Raw genomic sequence first — 19883 nt, 5'->3', positions numbered from 1 at the left:
TGGGCGCCTTCTCCCGTCTGCCCGGTTCGCCGGATCAGGCAAGCTTAATCCTCGGCAGGTATGCTGGCCGCTTCGTTTTCGGAAGGATGACCCGATGCTTGGACGGCACCCCCTCACGCTTGCCCTGCTGCTGGCCGTCGCGGCCGGTCCCGCCCTGGCCGCGAAATCGCCGGCACCTGCAGCCAAGCCTGCCGTTTCCATCGACAAACAACAGGCCGCGCGCAACCAGGCGCTGCTGGCCTTCCAGAAAGATCTGGTCAGCGTCATTGCCCCCCAGGCCCTGCCCACGCCCTTGCTTGGCGGGGCTTTGCTGGCACGCCCGCTCACCAACCAACCAGATTTCAACAGCTTCCATACCCTGATCAACCGCGCCGAACAGGCCGAGGGCGCCGGCCCGGAGATCAACTGGGTCCGCCTGAGCGATTGTGACGCCAAGGCGGACGACTGTCCGAATAGCGACGCCATGAACAAGCTGACGGCGCAGGTACCGGACAACGCCGCCGTGTGGCTGTTGAAGCTCGCTCAGGATGTACGCGACACCAAGTCGGACGCCGCCCGCGAAGACCTCGCCAAAGCCGCCTCGGCCAAGCTTTACGACGATTACACCGGCGCCAGCCTCAAGGCGCTGGCCACCACGGTGACCCTGCTGCCGCCGCCCCAGGCGGTGATCAACCCGCTGTCGGCCACCGGTGCCGTCGGGGTGCAGATGACCATGGTGTTTGGCCTGGCCGAAACCCAGCCGCAACCGGGGCTGCAGGCCACCTCGCGACTGTGCGAGGACGGCGTCGGCGATGCCTCCATCAAGGCGGACTGTCTCAAGCTGGGCAAGCTGCTGGAATGGGGCTCCAGCCCGTTGGCCCGCTCACTGGGTTTGCACCTGCGCGAGGTGCTGGCCGACGACGCGGCCCAACAAGACGACGCGAAACGTGCTCGCCGCAATCTGGTGTGGCAGGTGCAGAACTTCTCCCAGCTTTCCGCACGCGCGCAGGGCGACGCCGCGATCGCGCAGCACCTGATGGCGCTGGCCCGCTCAGGCGGCAATCAGATGAGCCTGATGCTCACGGCATTGCACGACTATGAGATTCCGGTCGACGCGCCAGCCGATTGGGAAACCGACAAGGCGGGCTGAGGCGCCTGTCGCCTGCGCCGGCGATGCAAAACCTGCATGTTGTCGCCTGCGCTTGCTTTGCTGCCCCAACCATCGTGTAGGCTTGTTCCAAGCTTGGACACTGGGGCGGCATCATGCTGACGGTACTGGTAGCAAGCAGCAAAGGCGGTTGCGGCAAGAGCACGCTGGTCACTCAGCTGGCTTCGCATTGGGCACAGGATGGCAAGCACACGGCCATCGTGGACGCCGACCGGCAACAGTCCGGTTTCCGTTGGGCCGCGCGGCGCCCCGACAACGTGCCCGGCGTTCTGGCGCTTGAAGGCCATCGCCGGTCGCTCGAAAAGCTCCCCACGGATACCCAGCGCGTGCTGATCGACACGCCCGCCGGCTCGCAAGAACGCGACCTTGAACCGTATCTGGAAAAAGCGGATGTACTGTTGGTACCCGTGCTGCCGTCAACCTTCGACCTCGATGCCACGTTCGATTTCCTGGAACATCTCAAGCAGATCAACCGCATCAAGCGCGGCAAGCTGCCGGTGGGCCTGGTCGGCAACCGGCTGAAGCCGTGGACCAACGCCAGCCAGGACGCCATGACGCAACTGGCCGAGCGCTCGCCGTTTCCGATCGTGGCGCAGTTGCGGGACAGCCAGGCCTATGTGCTGCTGACCGCACTCGGCAAGGGCATCTTTGATTACGCTTCGGAAAACGTCCGGAGCCACCAGGAGGACTGGAAACACCTCCTGCGCTGGATCAAGCGCCAGCAATGAACCGCGTGCTACCTGAGCGGCACGACATTAGGAGCCAGACCATGCACGAACTCATCCTGTTGCGTCACGCAGAAGCCCAGCCGGCCCCCTCGGGCGGCAGCGACCAGGTCCGGCGGCTCAGCGGACGCGGTGAACAGGAGGCACGAGCCGCCGGCAAATGGCTGGCTTCGCACGGGGTGAAGCCCGACCGCGTGCTGTGCTCTCCTTCCGAACGCACCCGCAGCACCGCGGTGCTGGCGTTGGAGGCGATGAAGCACGCGCCCGCCCCTGAATTTGCCGATGACATCTACGAAGCCACCCCGGGCGAGCTGCTGGCCCTGTTGGATCAGCACGGCGACGCAGGAACGGTCATGCTGGTCGGCCACAATCCGGGCATCGAACGCCTGGTGGCCTTGCTGGTGGAAGGCCGCTCCGACGAATTCCGCGGCATGCCGCCTGGCGGCCTGGCCGTCCTGCACCTCAACGGTACGCTTGAGCCGGGCAATGCCCGACTGGATGCATTCTGGTCTCCATGACGTGGCTCATCCCTTGTCTGGCCGTGTTGCTGCTGGCATCCGTGCCGGCACACGCGGCTGACTATCGCATTGATCCCGCACGTTCTCACGCAGACTTCGGGGTACGTCTGTTGTGGTTGAGCCAGATCTCGGGCCGCTTCGAGGAGATCGACGGCGACGTCACCCTCAGTACCCTGCACGACACGGCCATCGTCGACGCCCACATCACGGTGGATAGCATCCATATGAGTTCGGACCGCGTGCGCCGCTGGGTGCTGGCGCCGGAGTTTTTCGATGTTTCGCACTATCCTTCGATTCACTTCATATCCGAACCCGTTTCGCTGACCTTGCTCGAGAAAGGCGGCGACCTCGACGGTACGCTCACCGTACGCGGCGTGACCCGGCCGGCCCATTTCGAATTGCTGCCTTCGCGCTGCCCGCTGGCCGAGCCGCAGCAGTGCGTGATCGCGGTAAAGGGAACCATCCAGCGCAGCGATTTCGGCATGAACGGTCACCGTACCGCCCTGTCTGATCGCGTCGAACTGGGCATGATGATCAGCCTGGATTACGCCAAGCGTTAAACACGTTTCCGTATCATCCGGGCATGCGCCAACGCTGGATCGCCCTATCTACCCTGTTTATAGCGATCCTGCTTTCGTCGGGATGCAGCGTGTCGCCCACGCGCGTCCGTCGCGCCGACGCGGTGGTTGCTGCCGGCATACAGCGGCAGCTCGATTGCGACCGCCCGGATCACTGTGCCATCGACTCGCCGCTGCTCGATGCCGCCCACCAGGCCATGGCCGACTCCACCGACACCCAGCCGGTGCATGTGGTCACCCTGCTCAACGACAGCGAAGCGGCCATGGTGGCGCGCATCAACCTGATCCGCGCGGCGCAGCGCTCCATCGACGTGCAGACCTATATCTGGGATCAGGATGACGCGGGCCAGCTGGTGCTCAACGAGTTGCTGAAGGCGGCGCGGCGCGGCGTGAAGGTGCGCATCCTTGCCGATCAGCTGTTCTCTTTTGGCGATGCGGCGCTGCTCGATCGGCTCGCCACGGCGCACCAGAATCTGGAAGTACGCCTCTATAACCCGACCTTCCACGAGGCACAAACGTCAGTCGTGGAATTCAGCGCCAGCATCGTGTGCTGTTTCATGAAGTTCAACCAGCGCATGCACAACAAGCTGCTACTGGTGGACAACACCATCGGCATCACCGGCGGGCGCAACTACCAGGACCGCTATTTCGACTGGGACGATGAGTTCGACTACGTCGATCGCGATGTGATGGTAGGCGGCCCTGCAGCACAGTCGATGGCCACCAGCTTCACAACGTTCTGGAACCACAAACGTTCCACGCCGCTGACGCACCTGCGCGACATCAATCGCGACCTGCTCCATCTCGAGGCCCCGCCCCCTTGGCCCGAGCCGCACTACACGCACCCGCAGCGTGTCGCGCGCGTGCAGGAAGAGGCCGAAGACGACGACTGGCTGGACGACGCCCTGGTCTCGGATACCCTGCGCACCGGCCGCGTCGAGTACTTCAGCGACCTGCCCGCCAAGACCAACAAACCGGATAAACACGGCGCCCACGAATTCACCACACGCCTGATGCATCTGGTGAGTTCGGCCCAGCACGAGGTGATACTGCAAACGCCTTATCTGGTGTTGAGCGACCGTGCGCAGGAAATCTTCAGCCGGCTGCGCCAACGCGAAACACCGCCGCGCATCGTCGTATCGACCAATTCACTCGCTTCCACGGATGCATTCGCGGTGTATGCGCTGTCCTACAAGCATCGCAAGCGCTACCTCAAGGACGACGGCTTCGAGATCTACGAGCTGAAACCGCATGCGGTGGGTCCCGCTGAGGACAACGCGCAGACCGCAACCGATGAAGGTCCGACGCCGCCTTTGACCGGCAACAAACCCAAACACCGGCGCGTGGGCACCGATCGCGGCCTGCTGGGCAGTCACGGCTCGGCACGACGCAATCGTCCGGCGCCGCTCACTGTGCCGGGCCGGCGTTTTGCCTTGCATGCCAAGTCCATCGTGGTGGACGACGATTTCGCGATGGTGGGCTCGCACAACTTCGACCCGCGCTCGGACCACTACAACACCGAAGCCGGCGTCATCGTGTATGACGCGCGTTTCGCCAACGCACTGCGTGAAAGCATCCTGCGCGATACCCAGCCGGAGAACGCCTGGGTGGTAGCGCCGCGTCTGCGGAACAGCGCAAGTACGGCGATCGGCGACATCTCCGCCAGCCTGCCGTTGTTCGACCTTTGGCCTTACCGCTACGCCACCAGCTATGACCTCAAGGCCGGTTGCACGCCGATGCGCCCGAGCGATCCCGCGTTCTTCAGCTGCTATACGCCGGTAGGCGATTTCCCGGATGTCGACGTGTCGCCAAAGCTGATTTACACGCGGCTGATCACGGCGTTCGGGTCGGGAGCGGAGGGCGTGCTGTAGGAGCTGAGGAGTGAGTGAAGAGGAGTGAGAAAACAGAGAAAAGCGCCAGCTGCTCTCTCACTTCTCACTTCTCACTCCTCTTCACTCACTCCTCGCTCTGCGCGTCGAAACGCATCACCAGCAAGCCGCTCAAACCATCCGGATGATCGCTCGGCACGGCGAAGCGCCAGCGCTCTGCCGTGCGCAAGGCCCGGTCATCGAGTCCATCGTTCCCGCTGGATTCCGCCACGACAGCTTGCCCGACGCGGCCCTCGCCGTTGACCGTAAGCCGCAGCACCACGCGTCCACTGGCAAACACCGTGCGCTGCAGCCATGACGCCGGCAGGGGTGGCATGTCGACCGGCGTAAGCGTGGGCAGCGTCTCTGCGGGACGCACCGGCGCAGGCGCCGCGTGCGCTACGGCGGCGGCCGGCGCGTGTTGGCTGATGGCGTGCGGATACCGATGGTGCGACGTCATGGGCCGCACGGTGTCTCGGCCGCGCATAGCCGAGACGCCTGACGGGCCCTTCCACTGATCCGTCAGGGTGCTGAGCCAGGCCGTGCCCGCAACACCGATCACCAGCGCGAGCAGGCTCAGGCTGGCGGTAGTGCGAAGGCGAAACATCGGCAACGAGAACGGGGGGCGAACCCGCTCAGCGTTCGAGAATGGCGGTCACGCCCATGCCGCCGGCCGTGCAGATGGAAATCAGGCCACGGCCGGAACCCTTCTGCTCCAGCATTTTGGCCAGCGTGGCAATAATGCGTGCACCCGTCGCCGCAAACGGATGGCCCGCCGCGAGACTCGAGCCATGCACGTTGAGCTTGGCCGGGTCGATGCTGCCGAACGGCTGGTCCAGACCGAGGCGATGCTTGCAGTAGTCGGCGCTTTCCCAGGCACGCAGGGTGCACAGCACCTGGGCGGCAAAGGCTTCGTGGATCTCGTAGAAATCGAAATCCTGCAGGGTGAGGCCGTGCCGGGCCAGCATGCGCGGCACCGCGATGGTTGGCGCCATCAGCAGACCTTCGCCATGGACGAAATCCACCGCGGCCACTTCGGCGTCACGGAACCACGCCTGCACCTTCAGACCGCGTTGGGCCGCCCACGCTTCCGTACCCAGCAGCACCGCTGCCGCGCCATCGGAAAGACCCGTGGAATTGCCGGCGGTCAGCGTGCCGTGACCGGAGGTCTTGTCGAAGGCGGGCTTGAGCGACGCCAGCTTGTCCATGGTCGAATCGGGACGCAGGAAACCGTCGCGTTTCAAACCGCGGAACGGCACCACCAGATCCTCGAAGAAACCCGCCTCATAGGCGGCGGCGAGCTTGTGATGGCTCTCCAGCGCCAGCTGATCCTGCGCCTGGCGCGTGATGTGCCATTCCTTGGCCATCTTTTCGCAGTGGTCGCCCATGGACATGCCGGTGCGCGGCTCGGCCACGCCCGGAAACGCCGGCTTGAACTCCCTGAAAGAGAACCCCTGGGTGGCGGCACGCAGCTTGTCCTGCCAGGTCTTGGCGCGATTGAGCGCCAGCAGACGCTTGCGCAGACGCTCGCCCAGCACGATGGGCACATCGCTGGTGGTATCGGAGCCACCGGCAATGCCGGCCTCGATCTGCCCCGTGGCGATCTTGTTGGCGATGATGATGGCGTTGTCCAGCGAGGTGCCGCAGGCGCGGGCCGTCGTGATGGCCGGCGTGGTGGGCGCCAGGCCCGACGACAACACGGCCTCGCGGGCCAGGTTCCATTCGGACGAGTGCTTGATCACCGCCCCCATGGCCACCTCGCCCAGCTCCAGGCCATGCAGGCCGTACCGCTCTACCAGCGACCCAAGCACCTTTACCGACATGCCGAAGTTGCCGACATCGGCGTAGGCAGTGTTATTGCGGCAGAACGGGATACGTACGCCGCCGATCACACCAACGCGCTTGAGCGTGTTTTCCATGGCTGGAGCAGTCCGATGTCAGAAAAAACGGAGTCGTCAAGGCTAACCCGCCCCGCCACGGCGCGGAAGCCCAAAACCCGCAAATGTTAGAATCCAGTTCTTCACTGTTCGGGTTTGTCATCTGTGGAAGCACAAACGCTCGTCGCCCTCCCCGTGGTCCTTGCGCTGGAGCTGTCGCCCGGCGATACGCCAACGCGCCGTACGCTGACCCGCGACGAGGCGGCCGAGCTGGCTGCTTTGGTCGCGGCCGACCTGCACACGCTGGTGCCGCAGGTGGACGAAGCCCGGCTTGCCGTGGCCGGCGCCCTGTTCGACGCGGTGGAACTGCTGCGTCCCGGGTTTCCGGTATGGGCCACGCTGGATGAGCTGGCGCGGCGCGTGCCGCGCGGCCATCTTGAGAACGTGGTGGCCTTTGGCACGCATGAAGGCCATATGCCCGCCCAGCCGCTGGAACCGGAGGCCACGTTCGCCGATGGCCCCATGCGCCTGCTGCCGATGTCCCTGCTGGCTCCCGAGGCACTGGTTGAGAGCCTGTCCGAAAAGCTGGAAGTGGAACTGGTCGGCCGTGGCGAAGCCGGCGCCCGCACCGCCGACTGGCTGATGCGCACCCTGGGCGTACGCCTGGAGCACGTCCGCTACCTGAGCCGCAACGATCTGCTGGCACTGACCTGCGTTCAGTACGAGCACGTCAATCTCGCTCCGTTGTGGACCTTGCTCGAAGCCGCGCTGCTCACCCCTTACCGCGACGAACCCACGATGAGCGCCCGCGGTCTCGCGCTGCGCTATCACGACGGCAAGGTGGAAGTGCAATCGCCCGCAGCCTGGTTGCACAGTCAGGCAGGCGATCCGGGCCAACGCGCGCACGACTTCGCCGGCGTCGTATTCGAACTGCGCCAGTACGCCGCCCTGCTCGACGCCCATCATCTGCCCCTGGTGTTGGCCGATGCCACGCCTGCCACCGGCTATCTGCTGGAAACCCTGGACACCGCCGATGCGCGTTACGACGCACCGGCCTTGTACGCCCACGAAGCCCCCGGTCTCGGCGTGGTGGCGGTCACATTGGCCCAGCGCGGCGAAGGTGGTCGCGCCCGCGTACTGGCGCATGGTTATCCCCTGCACTCGAAAGCGCTCGGACCGCTGGTAGCGGCATTGGCCGACCATTACCGCATCGCCCCTGATCTGCACGCGCTCGGTCGTATCCTGTTTGACGCCGACGGCAAGCTGGCCGCGCCCGCTGAATCCTTACACTAAGCTGAGGCGCGATTCGCGCCAGTAAAAGATTCGCAAATCCTCAACGCCCATCTGCACAGCTGCGCTCACTTGGCGCATGATGCGGCGATGGGCGCGGATGGTGCGCCGGCGGGCCGTAACCCAGATGCATCCATCCGATCACGAGTTCGTACCTGCCGGCGACCAGGCGCCATGGCCTGCGCATGTATTGCAGGGCGCTCCCGCGCTGATCACCTATATCGACGCCCATCGGCGCTTTCGTTTCGTCAACGGCACTCATCAGGCGTGGCTCGGAGCCGATCCCCAGCGCATGGTGGGACGCCGGGTGGACGAAGTCATGGATGCCTGGAGTATGCAGCAAGCCGGCGCCTGCCTCGATCAGGCGCTGGCCGGCGAGCCCGCGGTATACGAAGGTGAGCTGTTCAGTGGCGCTGCGCGTTGCTATGTGCACGGCAATTTCCAGCCCGACTTCGACGACGATGGCCGGGTGCGGGGTGTGTTCACCGCGTTCATCGACATCACCGCGCGCCATGTGCTGGAAACGCAGCTACGCGAAAGTGAGCAGCGCTTCTACGGCGCCTTCCAGCATGCACCGATCGGCATGGCGCTGGTCACCAACGAAGGCCAGATGCTGCGAGTCAACGACGCGCTGTGCCAGATGCTTGGTTACAACGAGCAGGAACTGCTGGCGCGATCGCTGCCCGAGCTGACTCACGTCGACGACCTTCCCGCTTCGCGCGAGCTATCCCGCGCACTCAAGGAAGGCGATCACGAGACCTACCAGCTCGAGAAGCGGTATATCCATCGCGACGGCCACCCGGTGCACGTACTGCTCAGTGTATCGGTGGTGCGCGGCGCTGACGGCCAGCCGTACCACGCGGTGGCGCAGATCATGGATATCAGCCAGCGCAAGGCTTATGAGGAAGCGCTGTTCCGCGAGCGCGAACTTGCCGAAGTGACGTTGCGTTCGATCGGCGACGCGGTGATCACCACCGACCTGCAGCATCGCGTCACGTCGCTCAATCCCATCGCTGAAGCGATGACCGGCTGGAGCCATGCCGAAGCCGTGGGCAGGTCGATGAACGAGGTGTTCAAACTCATCGACAGCCGCTCGCGCATGCCAGTGCACAATCCGCTACTCGACGCCATCGCCCGTGATGCCATCGTCGAGCTGAAGGGTAACGCCGTGCTGGTCCACCGAAACGGCTTCGAAACGCCCATCGAAGATTCGGCCGCTTCGATTCACGATCACGCCGGTAGCGTTATCGGTGGAGTGCTGGTGTTTCACGACGTCAGCGAAACGCGCGCACTGGCGCTGAAGATGGCGCACCTCGCCCAGCATGACACGCTCACCGGCCTGCCCAATCGCAGTCTGCTGCAGTCGCGGCTGGAGCAAGTGGTGAGCGCGGCGATGCGACGGCACGATCAGGCCGCCCTGCTGCATATCGATATCGATCATTTCAAACAGATCAACGACACGCTGGGCCACGTTGCGGGCGATGAGCTGTTGCGTGGGTTTGCCGAATACCTGCGCCTCAACCTGCGCAACGAAGACACGGTCAGCCGGGTCGGCGGCGATGAGTTTGTGGTGCTGCTATCGCACGTGGACGGGCGCATCAGCGCCAGCCAGCTGTGCGAGAAGCTGATACGGCTGTGGGCCATTTCCAGCGCCAGCCGGATGGGTGACTTTGTCATCACCTTCAGCGTGGGCATCAGCATGTACCCAGACGACGCCTCCGACGCCGAGGCCATGCTGCGCAATGCCGATATCGCCGCTTACGAGGTCAAGATGCAGGGCCGTAACGGCTACCGTTTCTTTGTACCGTCGATGAGCGAGCGCTCCAGCGCCCGTCTGCGCATCGAGCAGGATCTGCGCAAGGCGCTGCGTCGCGGCGATCTGCGCTTGCACTATCAGCCCAAGGTGGACGCGCGCACCGGCGTCATCGTGGGCGCCGAGGCCTTGCTGCGCTGGCAGGTCGATGGACAGGATGTGTACCAGCCCGACCAGTTCATTCCGGTGGCCGAGGAAACGGGTCTGATCGTACCCATTGGCGAGTGGGTGATCCGCGAAGCCTGCCGCCAGGCGGGCGAATGGTATCGCTCGGGAAAGCCCATCGTGGTGGCGGTAAACGTCGCGGCGCCGCAGTTCCAGCATCCGAATTTTCACAACGTGCTGCAGTCCGCCTTGCAGGACGCGCAGCTGCCACCCTCACTGATCGAACTGGAACTCACCGAACGCATGGTCATGTCCGCCGGCGACCAGAGCCGCGCACTGATGCAGCACATCAAGGATCTCGGCGTCAGCCTGGCGCTGGACGATTTCGGCACCGGTTATTGCAGCTTGTCGTACCTGAAATACTTCCCTATCGATGCGCTGAAGATCGACCGCACCTTTGTGCGTGACATTGCTACCGATGCCGACAATGCCGCCATCACCGACGCCATCATCACCATGGCCCACGGCCTGGATATGACTGTAGTGGCCGAGGGTGTGGAAACGCTCGCGCAGGCCGAGCATCTGCGCCGTGCCGGGTGCTCGCTGCTACAGGGCTTTCTGTTTGGCACAGCGCAGCCGCCCGAAGAGCTTGGCGAGCAGTTGCTGATGGCCTGAGGCAGGTTGGTCCCGCACTCGCGTGCGCGACCCTCGCCTCAGAACTCCGCTTCGTACATGAAGTAGTGGCAGCGCTCCATGCCCAAACCGGCATAGGTGCGTTGCGCCCGTTCGTTTTCGGTCTCTACATACAACCGCAAGCCCACGGCGCCCGCGTGCTTGGCACGCTGCTGCACGTCTTCATAGAGGCGGCGGAACACCCCATCGCGCCGCGCCGCCTCCACCACGTACACGCTCTGGATCCACCAGAAGTCGCCTGCTCGCCAGTCGCTCCATTCGTAGGTCACCAGCAGGCAACCGCAAGGCATCCCGTTGCGTTCGGCGATGAGATAGAAACCGCGCCGCGGCTCATCGAGCACTGCCGTAACGCCGCGTTCAATCGTGGCGGGATCCAGCACTTTGCGCTCGGTTTCCCAGGCCATGGCGCTGTTCCATTGCGCTACGTGAGCAATGTCGGCGCGGGTAGCAGTGCGAACGGAGATGGTCATGGTGTGCAGCTCAGGATTTGGGGGGACGACGCGTGCGCGACGCGCCAAGCTTGCGGGTCAACGTATTGCGCCCAACGCCGAGTGCGGCCGCCGCGTGCTGGCGGTGCCCCTCGTGCGCTTCGAGCGCAACCTGCAACAACGTCTGGTCCAGCGCATCGCGTGCCCGCGTGTGGATGTCGACTTCGCCATCCGCCAACGCCTGCGTGACCCATTCGCGCAGCGCCTCTGTCCATCCGCCCGCGCTGCTGCTCGCCGCGGATGCACCAAGATCGGACGGCAGAATCTCGACGCCGGGCGCGATCACCGCCAGTCGGCGACAGAGGTTTTCCAGTTCACGCACGTTGCCAGGGAATTCGCGCTGCGCGATCGCCTTCAGCGCTGCCTTGGAAAAACGCTTGGGCGGTACTTTCAACTCCTGCGCCGCGATGGCGAGAAAGTGCTGCGCCAGCAGCGCAATATCGGTGCGCCTTTGCCGCAGCGGCGGCAATTCGATGCGCACCACGTCGAGCCGATGTTTGAGGTCGGCGCGGAACTGACCGGCGGCGACGCGACTATCCAGATCCTGATGGGTCGCGGCGATGATGCGCACGTTGCCGCGAATCAACTCGCGGCCACCCACCCGATAAAACTCGCCACCCGCCAGCACGCGCAGCAAACGTGTCTGCAGCGCAAGCGGCATGTCACCGATTTCATCGAGAAACAACGTGCCGCCCTCCGCCTGCTCGAAGCGTCCCGCATGGCGGCGCGTGGCGCCGGTGAACGCGCCCGCTTCGTGACCAAACAGCTCGCTTTCCAGCAGCTCGCTTGGGATGGCGGCGGTATTGAGTGCCACGAATGGCTTGTCGCGCCTTGCGCTCTCTTCGTGCAGCGCACGTGCCACCAGCTCCTTGCCTGTGCCGGTTTCACCGGTGATCAGCACGTTGAGATCGCTGGCCGCAACGCGGCCGATCAAACGAAACACTTCGCGCATCGCAGGGCTCTCGCCCAGCAGCGCGTGCGTGGGTGCTGGCTGCGGTGCTGGCGGGGCGGCTGTCGCCGGTACGTCGGCAAGCGCCCGTTGCACAGCGGCTACGGCCTGATCGAGATCAAACGGCTTCGCGAGGTAATCGACAGCGCCCGCACGATAGGCCGCCGCCGTGGTAGCAACGTCGGTGTAGGCGCTCATCACGATCACCGGACCCACGTCCTGCGTTTTCAGCGCCGATACCAACGCCAGCCCGCCTTCGCCGGGCATGCGCACATCGGTGAGCAGCAACGCGGGACGTGCATCGCGCAGAGCGTCACGCACTTCTTCGCCATTGCCGAACTCCCGCACCAGCAGGCCCGCATCGCGCAACGCTTCGGCCAGTACAAAGCGCACGCCGCGATCGTCGTCGGCAATCCAGATTTCAGGGCGCGTCTCAGTCATGGGTGGGCCCCATTGGCAAATAGAGGGAAAACACGGTTTCGCCCGGCCGGCTTGCATGGCGCAATTCGCCGCCATGCTCGCGTGCGATCTCACGCGCCAGGGCCAAACCCAGACCGGTGCCATCCGCGCGGCCCGATACCAGCGGTTCAAATAGCGTGTCTCGCAGGTGGGCGGGTACGCCCGGACCGTCGTCGATCACATCCACGCGCAAGGCCATGCGTGCCGTGCGTTCGCCCAACCGCACGCCGGGCTCTGCCCTGGTGCGAAAGGTCAGCGTACGCGCCCCGGCTTCGGTCGCGTTGCGCGCAAGGTTGAGCAACAACTGAAGCAGTCGATCCGCATCGCCAAACACATCGGGAAGGCTGGGGTCGTAGTCGTGCCGCAACGCCAACGGCGTGGGCTCGGCCAGCAAGAGATCGCCCAGCCGCTCCAGGCGCTCGTGAATGTTCACGGGACCGAGCTGCGCCGCGGCGCCGTCCTGGCGCAACAGACGGTTGGCCAGCGTGGTCAGCCGATCGGCCTCGGCAATCACCAACCCGGCCAGCGCGCGCAATGACTCCTCTTCCACGCGCCGCTGCAGCAACTGCGCCGCGCCACGCAGGCCTGCGAGTGGGTTCTTTACCTCATGGGCGAAGCCACGCAACGTGGCCGATAGCGGCGTTTCCGATACAGCCGGCGGCGCCAGCGCGTGCACTTCCACCAACAGTTCACCATGGGGCAGGCGCTGCATCGACACATCGATGTGCGCGGTCTCGCCACGCCCGGAAGGTATCTCGATACCGCGAAGTTGCAACGGCGAGGGTTCCTCCAGCGCGCGTTCCGCCAACGCCATCCATGCGGGATCGTGCAGCAACACGGCCAACGACTGGCCCACCGCGCTACGCGGCCCGATATCCAATAGCTCAGCCAGCGCTGGGTTCACCCACAGCAGACGCAGTTGCGCATCCGCCAGCGCCACACCGGTCGCCAGCGGCTCAGCCCACGTCCGGCTTGCCATTTCACTCATTGCACCATCATGGACAATGCGCTGTGCTGGTGCAATCGCTTTTCCGGATGGATGCCAAAGGCGGGTGTGTTGTGTGTTTCGAATCGCATAGTTTGTGCACTGGAGCCGCCTGGCAGTTCAGGGCGGCAAACGCCTGACGCTTTCCCCGGAAACCTGCACGATCGTGCGCATCCTGGTGATAGAGGCGTTGGCGAACGGAAAGTGGCCCGCCGAAGACCAGGCCCGCCTGCAGGATCTGGCCAAGCGACTCGATCGCTATTCGCGAGGCACACGTAAATAGCTCGGACGGGCTTAACGCCCGCTTTCACCATTTGGCGTATTATTTTCTCCAAATGGAGAGCCGCTATGCCTGTGACCATCCTTAAGAAGCCGAGCATCCCTCATACGGTTTACGACCATATGGCCTTGCTCCTGGGCACCGAGATCCGCAACGAAGCGGACGCGCTGCGCGTCACCAAGCGTGGCGTCCCAACCGCCAACTACGTGAAGTTCGCCAGCATGGTGAGCCTGCGCTCGGACGCCGTCGCGCCTGCCACCACCATGCGGCGCCGCCTCGAACAGCTCGAGCGCATGAAGACGCGCAGGCAGAAGGCCGTCGCGCGCAGCAAGGCGCGTGCTCAAGTTGCCGCCGAAAAACCGACCATCCCAGTGCTCAACGAAGCCGAGAGCGAAAAAGCGGTGCGCTACGCACGAATCGTCGCGGAAGCCACACTTCTCTTCGGTAACCGCGACAGCGCTTTGAAGTGGCTCAATACGCCGCGTGACTTCCTGCATGAAGATAAGGACGTGACGCCCATGGTGTTGGCCGAGACGGATTCCGGCGCACGCCTGGTCGAGTCGATGATGAAGCGCACGGCATACGGAATGCTCTAATGCACGGATGGCGGATATCCAAGTACCCGGGACTCACGGGCGAGGGTGGGCTATACGCGGAAGGTCGCTGGCACAGCCAGGGCCACCGCGTCATTTACCTGGGCGAGCATCCCGCACTGGCGCTCGCCGAAACCATGGCCCATATGCAGTTGGACCTGCCGAACATTCCCACGACGCTCAAGTTGATACGGGTCGACATCGCGGACGGCGCAACGATGGACGTAACGCCGGACCTACCCGAAGGCTGGCAGGCAAACGAACCCGCCACCCGCGCGATCGGTAGTGCCTGGCTGAAAGGTGGCACCGCGCTCCTGATGCCCGTACCGTCGGCCATCCTCGCGCACTCGACCAACTACATCATCAATCCGGAACACCCGCAGGCGGCCACGCATCTGACCGAGAGCCTGGTGGAGCCGTTCTTCATCGATCAGCGCTTCTTCCGCTGATCCCAACCTCAGAAGTAGGGGACGGAAATAGGGAGCGCAGTTAGTTAGACCTATCGCGCCGTTTTGCGGTGCTCCCTCTCTATCTCCGGCTCCTATGCAGAGCGCGATTTCACCTAGCCCACCAGCGGTAACGTTGCGCGATGTTTTTGCCACTCACGCACCAGGTCGTAATGCGCCTGCAGCGCCAGCCAGTAAAACTCGGTGGTACCGAGCACGGCGGCTAGTCGTATCGCGTGATTGGCGCTCATGGGGCGGTCGCCCAGGATGAATTCTTTGATGTGCTTTACGGGAATGCCCGTGCGGCGGGCGAGCTGCGCGTTGTTCAGCGCTTGTGGCACCAGGTAGTCATGCAGCAGCACCTGGCCTGGGGAGCGCAGACGCAGCGAAAGGTCCACGCTGACGCGCGGGGTGAGTGTGATCAGGTCCATGGGCTGGCTTTCCGGTCGGGCACAGCAAAGCGGCGGCGTTGGGATGACGCTGCTTCGTGTAGGGGAATGACCTCTTTGCCCGTCCGTGATCATCCAGGTGTGGCGCATCGACCGGAGAGCCGATGCGCCACGGGGGACGATCATCGGACGGGGTTAAGTGTTCACTGGGGGCTCGTGACCGAGCAGGCCGGCGTAATGGTCAAGGCAGTGAATGGCCGTGGTGAGGCAGGCAATGACTTCACCGGAATGGGGCCACTGCCATGGCTTTGCCGGGTGGCCAGAGGCCTCATCCGCTCGGCGGGCTTCCAGATCCATCCGCAAGCGCGTCAAGACATACGACGCCAGGACCGGATCGAGTGGGAGCGATAAACGCCGTGGCGTGGCTTGATTACCCGCAGGATGCGGGCCGCCGGGCGGGCCAGTGAGGGTGCCGTCAGGGGGAACGAACGGGCGTGTGTGTGCCGTATGATCGCGGTTAGCCATGATCAACTCGTCGTAAGTTGGTTGTGGTTAGCGGGTCGTAGGTGCTTGTAACACCTGCGGCCCGCGACTCATGACATCACTGCCATGGTCGCTCGCGTTGCCCTATGAGAGACGGCGCGAGCGACACGCCGAACGTAACAGAACCCCGCAGCCTCGCCTGTCAGGTTTTGTCTTGACGTTGTTAGCGACGAAGGCCGACAAAGAGCCATCGGATTCGTCAGTTCGCCAGCCTATCCACGACCATATCCAGCAGCATCCGGAGCCTTGCGAGCCCACGCATGTCGCGGTGATAGCCCACCCAGATATCACGTATAGGCGGCTCTTCGCCGAGGTCGATGCGATCGAGTTGCCCGATGGCGTCGCCCAATGGCCGCGGAAGCACGGCGATTCCCGCGCCCTCGATACACATGCGTGCCTGCACGGCGCGTGCGTTGCTGCGGAAAACAACGCGCGCGTTGGGCAGCATGCGTTGCAACCATTCGATTTCGGGCATGCCGCCAAATGCGGTATTCATCACCAGCAATGACGCGCCCTCGCCATCACCCGGCACGGGATGCGGATGACCTGGCGCTACATAAACACCGTAAGGCATACGGAGCAGCTTGCGGGAAACAACGTCTGGCTCGTCGAATGGCTGGATGCGAAATGCCAGGTCAGCCTCTTGCCGCGACAAGCTGAAGAGCCGCGAATCGGTCAGCAGTTCCAGGATGACATGCGGATAGCGCACGGAGAATTGGGCGATGACGGGCGTCAACACGTACTCGGCAAACCAATCCGACGAGGTGATGCGCAACATGCCGTCGAGCTGTTGCTCCTTCCCGGCAAGTTGGCGCTGAAAGGCGAGCGCCTCCTCCTCCATGCGCTCGGCATGACCTAGCACCGCCGCGCCTTCGCCCGTCAGAACGAAACCATCCTTGGTGCGCTGTAACAACCGTTGCCCGAGCGCTTGTTCAAGGGCCTGCAATCGTCGCCCCATGGTGGGCTGGGTCTGCCCCAGTTTGCGCGCCGCACCGCCCAGCGTTCCCTCTCGGGCCACGGCAAGGAAAACCCGCAGATCACTCCATTCCATCGAAAGCTCCCTGATCGTACGCACGGTTTTGTCGCGATGGACCACCGCGATCCCCATGCAATTGTGCATGAAGCTTATGCACAACTTTCGATCAACAAGCAGAACAGTTCGGCGTAGCTTACGCGGCCATCACCACCTGAGGAGAACTCGCATGATGAACTGGCCGGAATACCGCACGGAACTGCTGGGTCGCATTGGGGAGATCGGCAAGCTGAGCCCCGATACGCTCGCCGGCTATCAGACGCTGTCCAAGGCTGGCAGCAAGACCGGCAAGCTGGACGCGAAGACGCGTGAGTTGATCGCCCTGGCGGTGTCGGTCACCAGTCGCTGTGACGGATGCATTACGGTCCACACCAGCGAAGCCCTCAAGCAAGGTGCCACTCGCGAGGAAATTGCAGAAGCGCTTGGCGTGGCTATCGCGCTGAATGCAGGCGCCGCGCTGGTGTATTCCGCGCGCGTCATGGACGCCGCCAGTCAGTACGGTGCGTCGGCCTGATCATCTCTGCGGCGCCGACGTGTTCGGCCCAACGAGTGGCACAGGAAAGCTTCACCGATACAAGCAAACATCGGCCACCCGGCGGGCCGCGGCGCCCGCCAGGTGGTTGTGCAAAAGCAGATGCCACCGCATCCAGATGCAGCGGGTGGCCAAGCACTTCATCACCGAGGCACCCCATGAATCGTTCTGCGATCGACATCCCGGGATATACGTACGGAACAACCGAGGTTGCGCCCTCTCCCGCCACACTTGCCGATCTCGAGCAGCTCAAGACGTCCGTAAGATTCACGCAAGAGGACGAGCACTTTCTGCAACTGGCAGGCACGGTACTCGATGATCAGGTCGAGGCCATCGTCAATCACTGGCGGTCCCAGATCATCGCGGGCATTCCTCATCTGGCGAAGCACTCGCGCCACCAAGATGGCTCGCCGTTGCCGGACTATCTGGCGCGGAGCAACCTGCGGTTCCAGCAATGGATTCGCGATACCTGCCAGCGTCCCTACGATCAGGACTGGCTCAACTACCAGCACGAGATTGCCCTTCGGCATACCCCTGTGAAAAAGAACCAGACGGACGGCGTTGTATCCACGCCCCACGTGCCTTACAGCGATATCGTCGCCTTTCTTGCTGTGCTCAACGAAACCATACGGCCCTATCTCGCCGCCAAAGGCCATGATGAGTCCGACGTTGCCGGCATGCACAGCGCCTGGTGCAAATCGGCGCATATGCAGATGGCGCTTTGGGCAAAGACGTATATGGCCACCCAAAGCGCAGGCGCGACTCCGTAACCACCGACTCCAACGTACATGGTGTTGCCGGGTTGCCGCGCTTGGCTCGACAACCCGGCCATGTGCGCCAGAAGGTGTGCGTGGCTACGCCGGCCAGATACCTTCACCGACGGACCGAAGTGAATCTACGGTCATGGTTACCCCTTAGGCGGCTTCGCCTTCCAGCAGAAAGTCCAGCACCGTGCGCACGTACATCTCCGGATGCTCGACGTTGGGCAAATGGACGGCCGGGAGGATCACCAGGCGCGCACCCGGTACTGTCGCGGCAATGTGCTCACCATGGCTTGCCAGCGTGACGGTATCGTCCCTGCCGGAAATCACCAACGTTGGGCGGTTAATGAGGGCAATCGTTCGCCGCATGTCGTTGTCGCGCACAGCGGCATAGCACCCGGCCAGCCCTTGAGGCGCAGTGGAAAGCAGCATGTCTCGGAACGGCTCGATGGCGGGGTGCTTTGTTTCGAGCATGCGGGCCGGAAACCAGTTTGCCAGGAACGCCTGCGCCACTGCGTCCATGTCGGGCGACGTCTGCATGGCTGCAATGCGTGCATCGAACTCGCTGACAGGTCCCAGGTGGGCAGACGTATTGCTCAAGATCAGTAGATCGATGCGATCCGGCGCGTGGATGCCCAGCCATTGCCCAATCAGGCCGCCAAGCGACAGGCCAAGGAAGTGTGCGCGCTCGATGCCGAGCGCATCGAGCAACTCGATGACGTCGCGGCCCAGACGATCCATGGAATAGGCACCCGCGGGCGCGTCCGAGTTGCCATGGCCACGTGCGTCGTAGCGCAGTACGCGAAAGTGCTGGGTCAGCGCGGCAATCTGGCCGTCCCACATGTGCAACGTCGTAGCGATCGAGTTCGACAAGACAAGCACGGGTTTGTCGTCGGCGCCGTCGAGGCGGTAAGCGATGCGGCATCCGTCGCCGATGGTGATGAACGTCGTGTCATTCATGGTGCTTTCTTCCTTGGGGATGATGTGGGAAGGGCCTGCGCCCTTTGGTGTAAACGGACTTCCATTTACAGCTGAGGAGCGCGGCACCCGAGTTGCGCTGTAAAGCGGTCGCGTACCGCCCTGCAGCCACACCAGCCCTCTCATCAGCTGTGCTTGACACATTACATAAGCGCTTATATATATGTCCACATGATGCCCGGACTCGGTACCCAATTACGCCATTTGATCGAACTGCTCGACGGCGCGGTGGAAGAAGCTTACGCATCGGCAGGACTTCGCTATCGACCTCGATACACGCCGGTGATGCGCGCATTGATCGCGTGCGAGCCATGCACGATCGGGCAGATTGCCGAGGCGGCGAAGATCACTCAACCGGCAGCGACACAGACCGTGGCCTTGATGATCAAGGAAGGGCTGCTCGACTCCGAACCTGGGCTGGTCGACGGTCGCCAACGACTGATTCGTCTATCGCCCCGCGGTCGCGCGATGCTTCCGCGACTGCGCGAATGCTGGAAGGTAACGCAGATGGCCGGCGAAAGCCTCGATGCATCGCTACCGCGCCCCCTGGCGCAGTCACTCGGCGAGGCCATCGCGGCACTTGAAGTGGAATCGTTCGGCGATCGAATGGCGAAAGCGCGCTCGCGACTATCCGTTGCGGAGTCGCCATCTGGCAGGAGCGCTGCGAGAAAGCACACTGCAGGTGCGAGCAAGGGTGCCGCGAAGAAGAAACGAACGAACGATGCGTGATTGCCCACCTTGTGCGGGCACGGTGACTCGCGAGCAACGGCCAACGTTACACGTCCACCACGCTACTTCGTCGACAGCTCCCCTTTCGACATCACAAGCACTCG

At 63.6% G+C, this 19883-nt stretch carries 21 protein-coding genes; 13 read left to right on the top strand and 8 right to left on the bottom strand.

What is annotated here, in order from left to right:
* The first annotated feature begins 94 nt into the window (after positions 1–94).
* The 5 genes from OQE56_RS16625 (at position 95) to OQE56_RS16605 (ending at position 4839) form a co-directional block, all read left to right on the top strand.
* Positions 95–1129, top strand: coding sequence for a hypothetical protein (locus tag OQE56_RS16625; protein ID WP_267225766.1), 1035 nt, complete (start codon positions 95–97; stop codon positions 1127–1129).
* A 113-nt stretch (positions 1130–1242) separates the two neighbouring features.
* Positions 1243–1875 carry a ParA family protein gene (locus OQE56_RS16620; RefSeq protein WP_267225765.1) on the top strand — a complete coding sequence of 211 codons (633 nt, stop codon included), beginning with the start codon at positions 1243–1245 and terminating at the stop codon, positions 1873–1875.
* A gap of 41 nt (positions 1876–1916) precedes the next feature.
* Positions 1917–2390, top strand: a complete 474-nt coding sequence (locus tag OQE56_RS16615) for a SixA phosphatase family protein (protein ID WP_267225764.1) — start codon at positions 1917–1919, stop codon at positions 2388–2390.
* A complete protein-coding gene (locus tag OQE56_RS16610; protein WP_267225763.1) occupies positions 2387–2950 on the top strand; it encodes a YceI family protein in 564 nt (187 codons plus the stop codon). The genes OQE56_RS16615 and OQE56_RS16610 overlap by 4 nt, the downstream gene beginning before the upstream one ends.
* A gap of 23 nt (positions 2951–2973) precedes the next feature.
* Entirely contained in the window at positions 2974–4839 is a 1866-nt protein-coding gene (locus OQE56_RS16605; protein ID WP_267225762.1) for a phospholipase D-like domain-containing protein, read from the top strand.
* 85 nt (positions 4840–4924) lie between these two features.
* Here OQE56_RS16605 and OQE56_RS16600 read toward each other — a convergent pair whose 3' ends face one another.
* Positions 4925–5443, bottom strand: a complete 519-nt coding sequence (locus OQE56_RS16600; protein WP_267225761.1) for an energy transducer TonB family protein — start codon at positions 5441–5443, stop codon at positions 4925–4927.
* A 28-nt stretch (positions 5444–5471) separates the two neighbouring features.
* A complete protein-coding gene (locus OQE56_RS16595) occupies positions 5472–6755 on the bottom strand; it encodes an acetyl-CoA C-acetyltransferase (RefSeq protein WP_267225760.1) in 1284 nt (427 codons plus the stop codon).
* A gap of 123 nt (positions 6756–6878) precedes the next feature.
* On the opposite strand from OQE56_RS16595, the gene OQE56_RS16590 reads away from it, so the two are divergent.
* The gene (locus OQE56_RS16590) at positions 6879–8006 is read left to right on the top strand and encodes a hypothetical protein (RefSeq protein ID WP_267225759.1); all 1128 of its coding nucleotides are present in this window, start codon (positions 6879–6881) and stop codon (positions 8004–8006) included.
* Between the two features lie 124 nt (positions 8007–8130).
* Complete coding sequence (locus OQE56_RS16585; RefSeq protein WP_267225758.1) at positions 8131–10596, top strand: sensor domain-containing protein; 2466 nt, start codon at positions 8131–8133, stop codon at positions 10594–10596.
* Between the two features lie 38 nt (positions 10597–10634).
* Here the strand turns inward: OQE56_RS16585 and OQE56_RS16580 are convergent, their stop codons facing one another.
* Genes OQE56_RS16580 through OQE56_RS16570 form a run of 3 tightly spaced genes read right to left on the bottom strand, consistent with a single transcriptional unit; the run spans position 10635 to position 13498 of the window.
* Positions 10635–11084: a GNAT family N-acetyltransferase gene (locus OQE56_RS16580; protein WP_267225757.1), complete on the bottom strand. Its 450-nt coding sequence runs from the start codon at positions 11082–11084 to the stop codon at positions 10635–10637.
* Between the two features lie 10 nt (positions 11085–11094).
* Positions 11095–12492 carry a nitrogen regulation protein NR(I) gene (ntrC, locus tag OQE56_RS16575; RefSeq protein ID WP_267225756.1) on the bottom strand — a complete coding sequence of 466 codons (1398 nt, stop codon included), beginning with the start codon at positions 12490–12492 and terminating at the stop codon, positions 11095–11097.
* Positions 12485–13498: a two-component system sensor histidine kinase NtrB gene (locus OQE56_RS16570; protein WP_267225754.1), complete on the bottom strand. Its 1014-nt coding sequence runs from the start codon at positions 13496–13498 to the stop codon at positions 12485–12487. The genes ntrC and OQE56_RS16570 overlap by 8 nt, the downstream gene beginning before the upstream one ends.
* Positions 13499–13592: 94 nt before the next feature.
* Between OQE56_RS16570 and OQE56_RS16565 the strand changes: the two genes are divergently transcribed.
* From OQE56_RS16565 to OQE56_RS16555, 3 genes are all read left to right on the top strand, one after another.
* A complete protein-coding gene (locus OQE56_RS16565) occupies positions 13593–13778 on the top strand; it encodes a hypothetical protein (RefSeq protein ID WP_267225752.1) in 186 nt (61 codons plus the stop codon).
* 125 nt (positions 13779–13903) lie between these two features.
* A complete protein-coding gene (locus OQE56_RS16560) occupies positions 13904–14371 on the top strand; it encodes an antitoxin Xre/MbcA/ParS toxin-binding domain-containing protein (RefSeq protein ID WP_267225751.1) in 468 nt (155 codons plus the stop codon).
* Positions 14371–14817 (top strand): RES family NAD+ phosphorylase, encoded by a 447-nt coding sequence (locus tag OQE56_RS16555; protein ID WP_267225750.1) that lies wholly within the window; start codon positions 14371–14373, stop codon positions 14815–14817. The genes OQE56_RS16560 and OQE56_RS16555 overlap by 1 nt, the downstream gene beginning before the upstream one ends.
* Before the next feature lie 113 nt (positions 14818–14930).
* Here the strand turns inward: OQE56_RS16555 and OQE56_RS16550 are convergent, their stop codons facing one another.
* Both OQE56_RS16550 and OQE56_RS16545 read right to left on the bottom strand, forming a co-directional pair.
* Positions 14931–15245 carry a HigA family addiction module antitoxin gene (locus tag OQE56_RS16550; protein WP_267225749.1) on the bottom strand — a complete coding sequence of 105 codons (315 nt, stop codon included), beginning with the start codon at positions 15243–15245 and terminating at the stop codon, positions 14931–14933.
* A 700-nt stretch (positions 15246–15945) separates the two neighbouring features.
* Positions 15946–16797 carry a LysR family transcriptional regulator gene (locus OQE56_RS16545; RefSeq protein WP_267225748.1) on the bottom strand — a complete coding sequence of 284 codons (852 nt, stop codon included), beginning with the start codon at positions 16795–16797 and terminating at the stop codon, positions 15946–15948.
* A gap of 151 nt (positions 16798–16948) precedes the next feature.
* Here OQE56_RS16545 and OQE56_RS16540 point away from each other — a divergent pair, with 151 nt between their 5' ends.
* Both OQE56_RS16540 and OQE56_RS16535 read left to right on the top strand, forming a co-directional pair.
* Positions 16949–17293, top strand: a complete 345-nt coding sequence (locus OQE56_RS16540) for a carboxymuconolactone decarboxylase family protein (protein ID WP_267225747.1) — start codon at positions 16949–16951, stop codon at positions 17291–17293.
* Between the two features lie 176 nt (positions 17294–17469).
* Positions 17470–18081 carry a protoglobin domain-containing protein gene (locus OQE56_RS16535; protein ID WP_267225746.1) on the top strand — a complete coding sequence of 204 codons (612 nt, stop codon included), beginning with the start codon at positions 17470–17472 and terminating at the stop codon, positions 18079–18081.
* 144 nt (positions 18082–18225) lie between these two features.
* Here the strand turns inward: OQE56_RS16535 and pcaD are convergent, their stop codons facing one another.
* A complete protein-coding gene (gene pcaD, locus OQE56_RS16530) occupies positions 18226–19032 on the bottom strand; it encodes a 3-oxoadipate enol-lactonase (RefSeq protein WP_267225745.1) in 807 nt (268 codons plus the stop codon).
* Between the two features lie 189 nt (positions 19033–19221).
* On the opposite strand from pcaD, the gene OQE56_RS16525 reads away from it, so the two are divergent.
* On the top strand, positions 19222–19779 hold the full coding sequence (locus OQE56_RS16525; protein ID WP_267225744.1) for a MarR family winged helix-turn-helix transcriptional regulator: 558 nt from the start codon (positions 19222–19224) through the stop codon (positions 19777–19779).
* Positions 19780–19883: the final 104 nt, after the last annotated feature.

This window comes from Dyella silvae, from assembly GCF_026421305.1.
GTDB classification, from domain to species: domain Bacteria; phylum Pseudomonadota; class Gammaproteobacteria; order Xanthomonadales; family Rhodanobacteraceae; genus Dyella; species Dyella silvae.
This window is presented reverse-complemented; position numbering and strand designations above follow the sequence as displayed.

Coding starts and splice junctions, on each gene's coding strand:
- OQE56_RS16610 (WP_267225763.1), top strand. CDS start 2,387: ATGACGTGGCTCATCCCTTGTCTGGCCGTGTTGCTGCTGGCATCCGTG.
- OQE56_RS16625 (WP_267225766.1), top strand. CDS start 95: ATGCTTGGACGGCACCCCCTCACGCTTGCCCTGCTGCTGGCCGTCGCG.
- OQE56_RS16600 (WP_267225761.1), bottom strand. CDS start 5,443: ATGTTTCGCCTTCGCACTACCGCCAGCCTGAGCCTGCTCGCGCTGGTG.
- OQE56_RS16595 (WP_267225760.1), bottom strand. CDS start 6,755: ATGGAAAACACGCTCAAGCGCGTTGGTGTGATCGGCGGCGTACGTATC.
- OQE56_RS16580 (WP_267225757.1), bottom strand. CDS start 11,084: ATGACCATCTCCGTTCGCACTGCTACCCGCGCCGACATTGCTCACGTA.
- OQE56_RS16570 (WP_267225754.1), bottom strand. CDS start 13,498: ATGAGTGAAATGGCAAGCCGGACGTGGGCTGAGCCGCTGGCGACCGGT.
- OQE56_RS16550 (WP_267225749.1), bottom strand. CDS start 15,245: ATGGACCTGATCACACTCACCCCGCGCGTCAGCGTGGACCTTTCGCTG.
- OQE56_RS16540 (WP_267225747.1), top strand. CDS start 16,949: ATGATGAACTGGCCGGAATACCGCACGGAACTGCTGGGTCGCATTGGG.
- OQE56_RS16535 (WP_267225746.1), top strand. CDS start 17,470: ATGAATCGTTCTGCGATCGACATCCCGGGATATACGTACGGAACAACC.
- OQE56_RS16615 (WP_267225764.1), top strand. CDS start 1,917: ATGCACGAACTCATCCTGTTGCGTCACGCAGAAGCCCAGCCGGCCCCC.
- pcaD (WP_267225745.1), bottom strand. CDS start 19,032: ATGAATGACACGACGTTCATCACCATCGGCGACGGATGCCGCATCGCT.
- OQE56_RS16545 (WP_267225748.1), bottom strand. CDS start 16,797: ATGGAATGGAGTGATCTGCGGGTTTTCCTTGCCGTGGCCCGAGAGGGA.
- ntrC (WP_267225756.1), bottom strand. CDS start 12,492: ATGACTGAGACGCGCCCTGAAATCTGGATTGCCGACGACGATCGCGGC.
- OQE56_RS16620 (WP_267225765.1), top strand. CDS start 1,243: ATGCTGACGGTACTGGTAGCAAGCAGCAAAGGCGGTTGCGGCAAGAGC.
- OQE56_RS16555 (WP_267225750.1), top strand. CDS start 14,371: ATGCACGGATGGCGGATATCCAAGTACCCGGGACTCACGGGCGAGGGT.
- OQE56_RS16525 (WP_267225744.1), top strand. CDS start 19,222: ATGATGCCCGGACTCGGTACCCAATTACGCCATTTGATCGAACTGCTC.
- OQE56_RS16605 (WP_267225762.1), top strand. CDS start 2,974: ATGCGCCAACGCTGGATCGCCCTATCTACCCTGTTTATAGCGATCCTG.
- OQE56_RS16585 (WP_267225758.1), top strand. CDS start 8,131: ATGCATCCATCCGATCACGAGTTCGTACCTGCCGGCGACCAGGCGCCA.